This is a genomic window from Streptomyces sp. SID3343 (assembly GCF_009865215.1).
GTDB lineage: Bacteria > Actinomycetota > Actinomycetes > Streptomycetales > Streptomycetaceae > Embleya.
Window position 1 is genome coordinate 1 of sequence record NZ_WWJX01000962.1, and the last position, 5,510, is coordinate 5,510.

Consider the following 5,510-nt stretch of genomic DNA (forward strand, 5'->3'; position numbering starts at 1 on the left):
GGTCAGTTCCTCGCGCACCGACACCGCCGGGTCGACGCCGCCCGCCTGGGCGACATAGCCGATGCGGCGGCGGACGCCGGCCGGGTCGCCGACGAGGTCGTGGCCCGCGACCGTGGCGCTGCCGCCGCTGGGGGCGAGCAGCGTGGTGAGCATGCGCAGCGTGGTCGTCTTGCCCGCGCCGTTGGGGCCGAGGAAGCCCAGGATCTCGCCCGCTTCCACGGTCAGATCGATGCCGCGCACCGCCTCGACGGTGCCGCGCTTGGTCTTGAAGGTCCGGGTGAGCCCGGTGGTGTGGATGACCGGTGTCATGCGCTCAGCAAAACACAGCTACTTAAACTTTGCAACGACCCCAAAATTTAAGTATCTCCAAGAAGGCTAGGATGTGCGCATGACGGAAACGGACGGCGCCGAGGGCCTCAGGGAGCTGAAGAAGCGGCGGATGAAAACCCACATCTCGGACGTCGCGACCGGGCTGTTCCTCGAACACGGCTTCGCTCCCGTGACCGTCGCCCGCATCGCCGAGGTCGCCGAGGTCTCGGTCAACACCGTCTACAACTACTTCCCGACCAAGGAAGACCTGTTCTTCGACCGCGAGGACGAGATCGTCGATCGGCTGGCCCGGATCGTGCGGGAGCGCGAGGTCGGCGAGTCCGCGACGGTCGCGATCCTGGGCTCGCTGCGTCGCGACATCGAGGCGCGCTCCGCGCACGTCGGGTTGGTCGAGGGCTACGGGCGTTTCATGGACGTCATGCACTCCTCGCCGGCCCTGATGGCCAGGCTGTGGCGCATGCAGCAACGTGGCGCCGACGCGCTCGCGGCGACCCTGGCCGAGGAGGCCGGCGCCGATCCGAACGACCCCGTCCCCGAGTTGATCGCCGGTCAGCTGGCGGGCATCCAGCAGGCCGTGTTCCGCGCCATCGGCCGCGGCATAGTGGCGGGCCACACCGTCGAGGACGCGGCGCGGCGGGCGCTGCGGCAACTGGACGCGATCGAGCCCCTGTTGAGCCAAGCGGTGCTGGAGTACGCGATCCGACCACAGATCTGACCCCGTCGTTCTAGGCTCACCCCCCAGACGCGGCGCCACGCGGGTGTGCCGCCCGCGGTGCCGGGGAGGAGCAACCCAGCGGCCGCCGCCGTCGGCCACCGGCACGACAACCAGGAGAACCGTGTGACCTCACCAAATGCTTCCGACCGAGCCGGCGACCGGCGCGGGCCCCTCGTCTACGTCGGCAGCTACACCCCGGACATGGAGGGCCGCGGCACCGGGATCACGGTGTGCCGGCAGGACTCCACGAGCGGACTGCTCGGCGCGCCGTCGGCCGCGATCCCCGCGATCTCGCCGTCGTACCTGGCCCGACATCCCTCGGGGCGGTTCCTGTACGCGGTCAGCGAGCGCGGCGGCGAAGGTGCCGTCGGCGCCTACTCGGTGCAGGACGAGCGGCTGGTGCCGCTCGGCGAGGTGTCCACCCTCGGCGCCGGGCCGTGTCACCTCGCGGCCGACCCCACCGGGCGGTTCGTGGTGGTGGCGAACTACGGCGCGGGCAGCGTGACCGTGCACCCGATCGCCGACGACGGCACGCTGGGCGAGGCCGCGACGCACGTGCGGCTGACCGGCTCCGGGCCGATCAAGGACCGGCAGTCCTCGTCGCACGCCCACCAGGTGACGTTCGCGGGCGGCGGCGAGTGGCTCGTGGTGTGCGACCTGGGTGCCGACACCGTCTACCACCTGCGCTTCGACGCCGAGGCGGGGACCATCGCGGAGGGGCCCAAGCTGTCGTTGCCGCCGGGCACCGGGCCGCGGCACATCGCCTACGGTCCCGACGACGTCGCGTGGCTGGTGGGCGAGTTGAACGCGACGGTGACGCCGCTGCGCAACGACCCGCGCACGGGCGCGCTCACCGTGGCCGGCAAGCCGTTCGTGCTCGGCGACGGCACGGGCGCGCCGTCGGGGATCGTCGCGTCGGCGGACGGTCGCTTCGTGTACGTGGCCAACCGAGGCCCGGACACGGTGTCGGTGCTCGCGGTCGACGGCGCGAACCTGACCCTGGTCGAGGAAGTGCCCTCGGGCGCCGCGTGGCCGCGTGACGTGGCCGTGGTCAACGGCATCCTGTACGTGGCCAACCAGCAGGGCGACGCGGTCAACGGCTTCCGCTGCGACCTCGACACGGGTGCGCTCGTCGCGCTCGGCGCGGTCCTGCCCACCGGCAGCCCGACGAGCGTGCTGGCCGCGCTCTAGCCGCACCTTTTCTCCCGAGCGCGGGGCGGGCCGCCGGACGGCTTGCCTCGCGCTTTCGGCGTTCCGGGCCCGCGTGGCTCCGGTGGGCGTGGCCCCGTGCTGTCGGTGCGCCCGACCCCCGCGCTTGCGGTGGTGTCCGACCCGTGCTGTCGGTGCGCCCGACCCGTGCGCTTTCGGTGTGCCCGGTCCCGCGTGCCTTCAGTGCGTGCGGTCTACGCGCCCAGTGACTTGACCGCCGCGACGAGCGGCGCCAGGCCCTCGCGTTGTTCGGCCTCGGCGAGTGCCTCGTGCAGGGCCGCCTCGTTGGTCGGCCGCGCGAGTGCCAACAGGTCGCAGCCCGCGTCGGTGACCTCGGTGTAGATGCCCCGACGGTCGGTGTCGCACAGGTAGCGCGACAGCAGGCCGCGCTCCTCCAGGCGGGTGACCAGGCGCGTGGTCGCGCTCTGGCTCAGGACGACGGCGTCGGAGAGTTCGTTCATCCGCAGGTGGTAGCCGTCCTGCCGGCTGAGGACGTCGAGCACCGAGAACTCGCGGACGCTCAGGTCGTGTTCGGCCTGGAGCGCGCGTTCGATGTGCGCCTCGATCCGGTTGTGCAGCGCCGCGAGCGCGCACCAGCCCTGCGCGAGCGGAGGGGCGATGGCCTGCCTCTGTTGTCCCATGCCCCCAGGATAGCCCCACATCGCAATAGCCCGCGTTTGCATTGATCGGCGTCTGCAAATATTGTCGACGCTCGTAAGGCGCTCGGGCAATCGCCTGTCGGCAACTGCTCGGCATCCGTTCAGACAGCTCCCCTGGAAGGGGTATCCCCGTGCCACTCGCACTCCTGGCACTCGCGATCGGGGCCTTCGGGATCGGCACCACCGAGTTCGTGATCCTGGGCCTGCTGCCCGAGGTGGCCGGCACCTTCGACGTGTCGATCACCACCGCCGGGCTCCTGGTCAGCGGCTACGCGATCGGCGTGCTCGTGGGCGCCCCGTTGATGACCGTCCTGGGCACCCGGGTGTCCCGCAAACGCATGCTGATCCTGCTGATGGCGCTGTTCGTCGTGGGCAACCTGCTCACCGCGCTCGCCCCGGTGTTCGGGGTCGTGATGGCCGGCCGCGTGGTCGCGTCCTTCACCCACGGCGCGTTCTTCGGCATCGGCTCGGTGGTCGCCGCCGACCTGGTCGCACCCGAGAAGAAGGCCGCCGCGCTCTCGACGATGTTCACCGGGCTGACCCTGGCCAACGTCGTCGGCGTGCCCCTGGGCACCATGATCGGCCAATCGGCCGACTGGCGGCTCACCTTCCTCCTGGTCGCGCTCCTCGGCGTGCTCGGCGCCGTGGGCATCGCCAGGCTGGTCCCCGAGCAGCCCAAGCCCGAGGGCGTCGAACTGCGGCACGAACTCGCGGTGTTCCGCAACGTGCAGGTCCTGCTCGCGATGGGCATGACGGTGCTCGGCTTCGGCGGCGTCTTCGCCGCGCTGACCTACGTCAAGCCGATGATGACCGACGTCGCCGGCTTCTCCGAGGGATCGGTGACCTGGCTCCTGGTCGTGGTCGGTGTGGGCATGTTCGTGGGCAACACCGTCGGCGGAAAACTCGCCGACCGGTGGACCATGCCGCTCCTGTACGTCGCCCTGGCCTCCCTCGCCGGCGTGCTCGCGTTGTTCACCGTGACCTCGCACGACAAGGTCGCCTCCGTGGTGACCCTGTTCCTGATCGGCGCGCTCGGATTCGCGACCGTACCGCCGCTGCAGAAGCGGGTGATGGACCACGCCGCAGGCGCGCCCACCCTCGCCTCGGCGGTCAACATCGGCGCGTTCAACCTCGGCAACGCGGTCGCCGCGTGGTTCGGCGGCCTGGTGATCGACGCCGGCCACGGCTACGACTCGGCCAACTGGGTCGGCACCGCGCTCGCCCTCGGCGCGCTCGGCCTGGCCGTGCTCTCCGCCGCCCTCGAACGGCGCGCCAAGCGAGCGTCGCTGATCGTGACCGCGCAGATTCCCGGCATCCCTACCGGTGTGCGAACCCCGCGCAGCGGGCAGAGCGGGCAGGGTGCCCCCGTCGAGTGGGCGCACACCCACGAGCCCGCGGCCCGGCCCTGAGCCCCGACCGACGGACCACTTTCACCCCCCACCCCCCACGAAGGACGACCCGATCATGAGCCCCACCCCCGTACCCACCCTGACCCTCAACGACGGCGCGGAGATCCCGCAGCTGGGCTTCGGGGTCTTCCAGGTCGAGAACGACGACGCGACCACCGCCGTGGCGTCGGCGCTGGAGGCGGGCTATCGCAGCATCGACACCGCCGCCGTCTACGGCAACGAGGCGGGCGTCGGCCGCGCGCTGGCCCAATCGGACGTGCCGCGCGACGAACTGTTCGTCACCACGAAGCTGTGGAACACCGAACAGGGCTACGACTCGACCCTCGCCGCATTCGAGGAGAGCCTGCGCAAACTCGGCCTCGACTACGTGGACATGTACCTGATCCACTGGCCGGCCCCGGCCCGAGACCGCTACCTCGACACCTGGCGCGCGTTCGAGAAACTGCGCGCCGACGGGCGCGTGCGCACGATCGGGGTGTCCAACTTCCAGACCGACCACACGGCCCGTCTGGCGGAGCACAGCGACGTCGTGCCCGCGGTCAACCAGATCGAACTGCACCCGTACCTCCAGCAGCGCAAGGTGCGCGAGTTCGACGCGAGCCACGGCATCAGGACCGAGGCGTGGAGCCCGCTCGGCAAGGGCGGCGACCTGCTGAAGGACCCTGTACTCGGCAAGGTGGCGAAGGCGCACGGCAAGTCGACCGCCCAGGTCGTGCTGCGCTGGCACCTCCAACTCGGGAACATCGTGATCCCCAAGTCGGTCACGCCCTCGCGCATCCGGGAGAACTTCGACGTCTTCGACTTCGAACTGTCGGCGGAGGAGACGACCGCGATCGACGGGCTCGACCGAGGCCGGCGGATGGGCCCGGACCCCGACGAAACCAACTGAACCGCCGCCCGCCGCTCAACCGCCGACCAGGGCCGGGTGCGCGGGATGGTCGTAGCGCACGACCAGGTCGGCCTCGTCGCTGGGCCGGATCTCCTCGGCGTAGCGCTCCAACGCCTCCAGGGTCCACGCGTCTTGCGCCGGGGTGCGCCGCTTCAACGCCCCGGACGACAACCACAGGTGGACCGACAGGTCGAGCGGCAGGCCCTTGCCCAGCAACAGTGGGCCGTCCAGGAGCAGGACCCCGCCCTGGGGCAGCGTCGCGTAGCCGGCCCGCGTGGCGCGGTCCCGCGCCGCGTCCC

6 protein-coding genes and 1 pseudogene are annotated in these 5,510 nt (G+C 71.1%); 4 read left to right on the forward strand and 3 right to left on the reverse strand.

Annotated features, from left to right (window positions below):
* Positions 1-309, reverse strand: a 309-nt coding sequence (locus GT354_RS30220) for an ATP-binding cassette domain-containing protein (protein ID WP_161359556.1), incomplete at its 3' end; no start/stop codon positions are given.
* A 79-nt stretch (positions 310-388) separates the two neighbouring features.
* Here GT354_RS30220 and GT354_RS30225 point away from each other — a divergent pair.
* Both GT354_RS30225 and GT354_RS30230 read left to right on the forward strand, forming a co-directional pair.
* The gene (locus GT354_RS30225; RefSeq protein WP_161359557.1) at positions 389-1,045 is read left to right on the forward strand and encodes a TetR/AcrR family transcriptional regulator; all 657 of its coding nucleotides are present in this window, start codon (positions 389-391) and stop codon (positions 1,043-1,045) included.
* A 123-nt stretch (positions 1,046-1,168) separates the two neighbouring features.
* The gene (locus tag GT354_RS30230; RefSeq protein WP_161359558.1) at positions 1,169-2,236 is read left to right on the forward strand and encodes a lactonase family protein; all 1,068 of its coding nucleotides are present in this window, start codon (positions 1,169-1,171) and stop codon (positions 2,234-2,236) included.
* Positions 2,237-2,448: 212 nt separating this feature from the next.
* Here the strand turns inward: GT354_RS30230 and GT354_RS30235 are convergent, their stop codons facing one another.
* The gene (locus tag GT354_RS30235; protein ID WP_161359559.1) at positions 2,449-2,895 is read right to left on the reverse strand and encodes a MarR family transcriptional regulator; all 447 of its coding nucleotides are present in this window, start codon (positions 2,893-2,895) and stop codon (positions 2,449-2,451) included.
* 149 nt (positions 2,896-3,044) lie between these two features.
* Between GT354_RS30235 and GT354_RS30240 the strand changes: the two genes are divergently transcribed.
* Both GT354_RS30240 and GT354_RS30245 read left to right on the forward strand, forming a co-directional pair.
* A complete protein-coding gene (locus GT354_RS30240; RefSeq protein ID WP_161359560.1) occupies positions 3,045-4,322 on the forward strand; it encodes an MFS transporter in 1,278 nt (425 codons plus the stop codon).
* 55 nt (positions 4,323-4,377) lie between these two features.
* Complete coding sequence (locus tag GT354_RS30245; RefSeq protein WP_161359561.1) at positions 4,378-5,211, forward strand: aldo/keto reductase; 834 nt, start codon at positions 4,378-4,380, stop codon at positions 5,209-5,211.
* A 15-nt stretch (positions 5,212-5,226) separates the two neighbouring features.
* Here the strand turns inward: GT354_RS30245 and GT354_RS30250 are convergent.
* Positions 5,227-5,510, reverse strand: a pseudogene (locus GT354_RS30250) (uridine kinase); the annotation flags it as partial.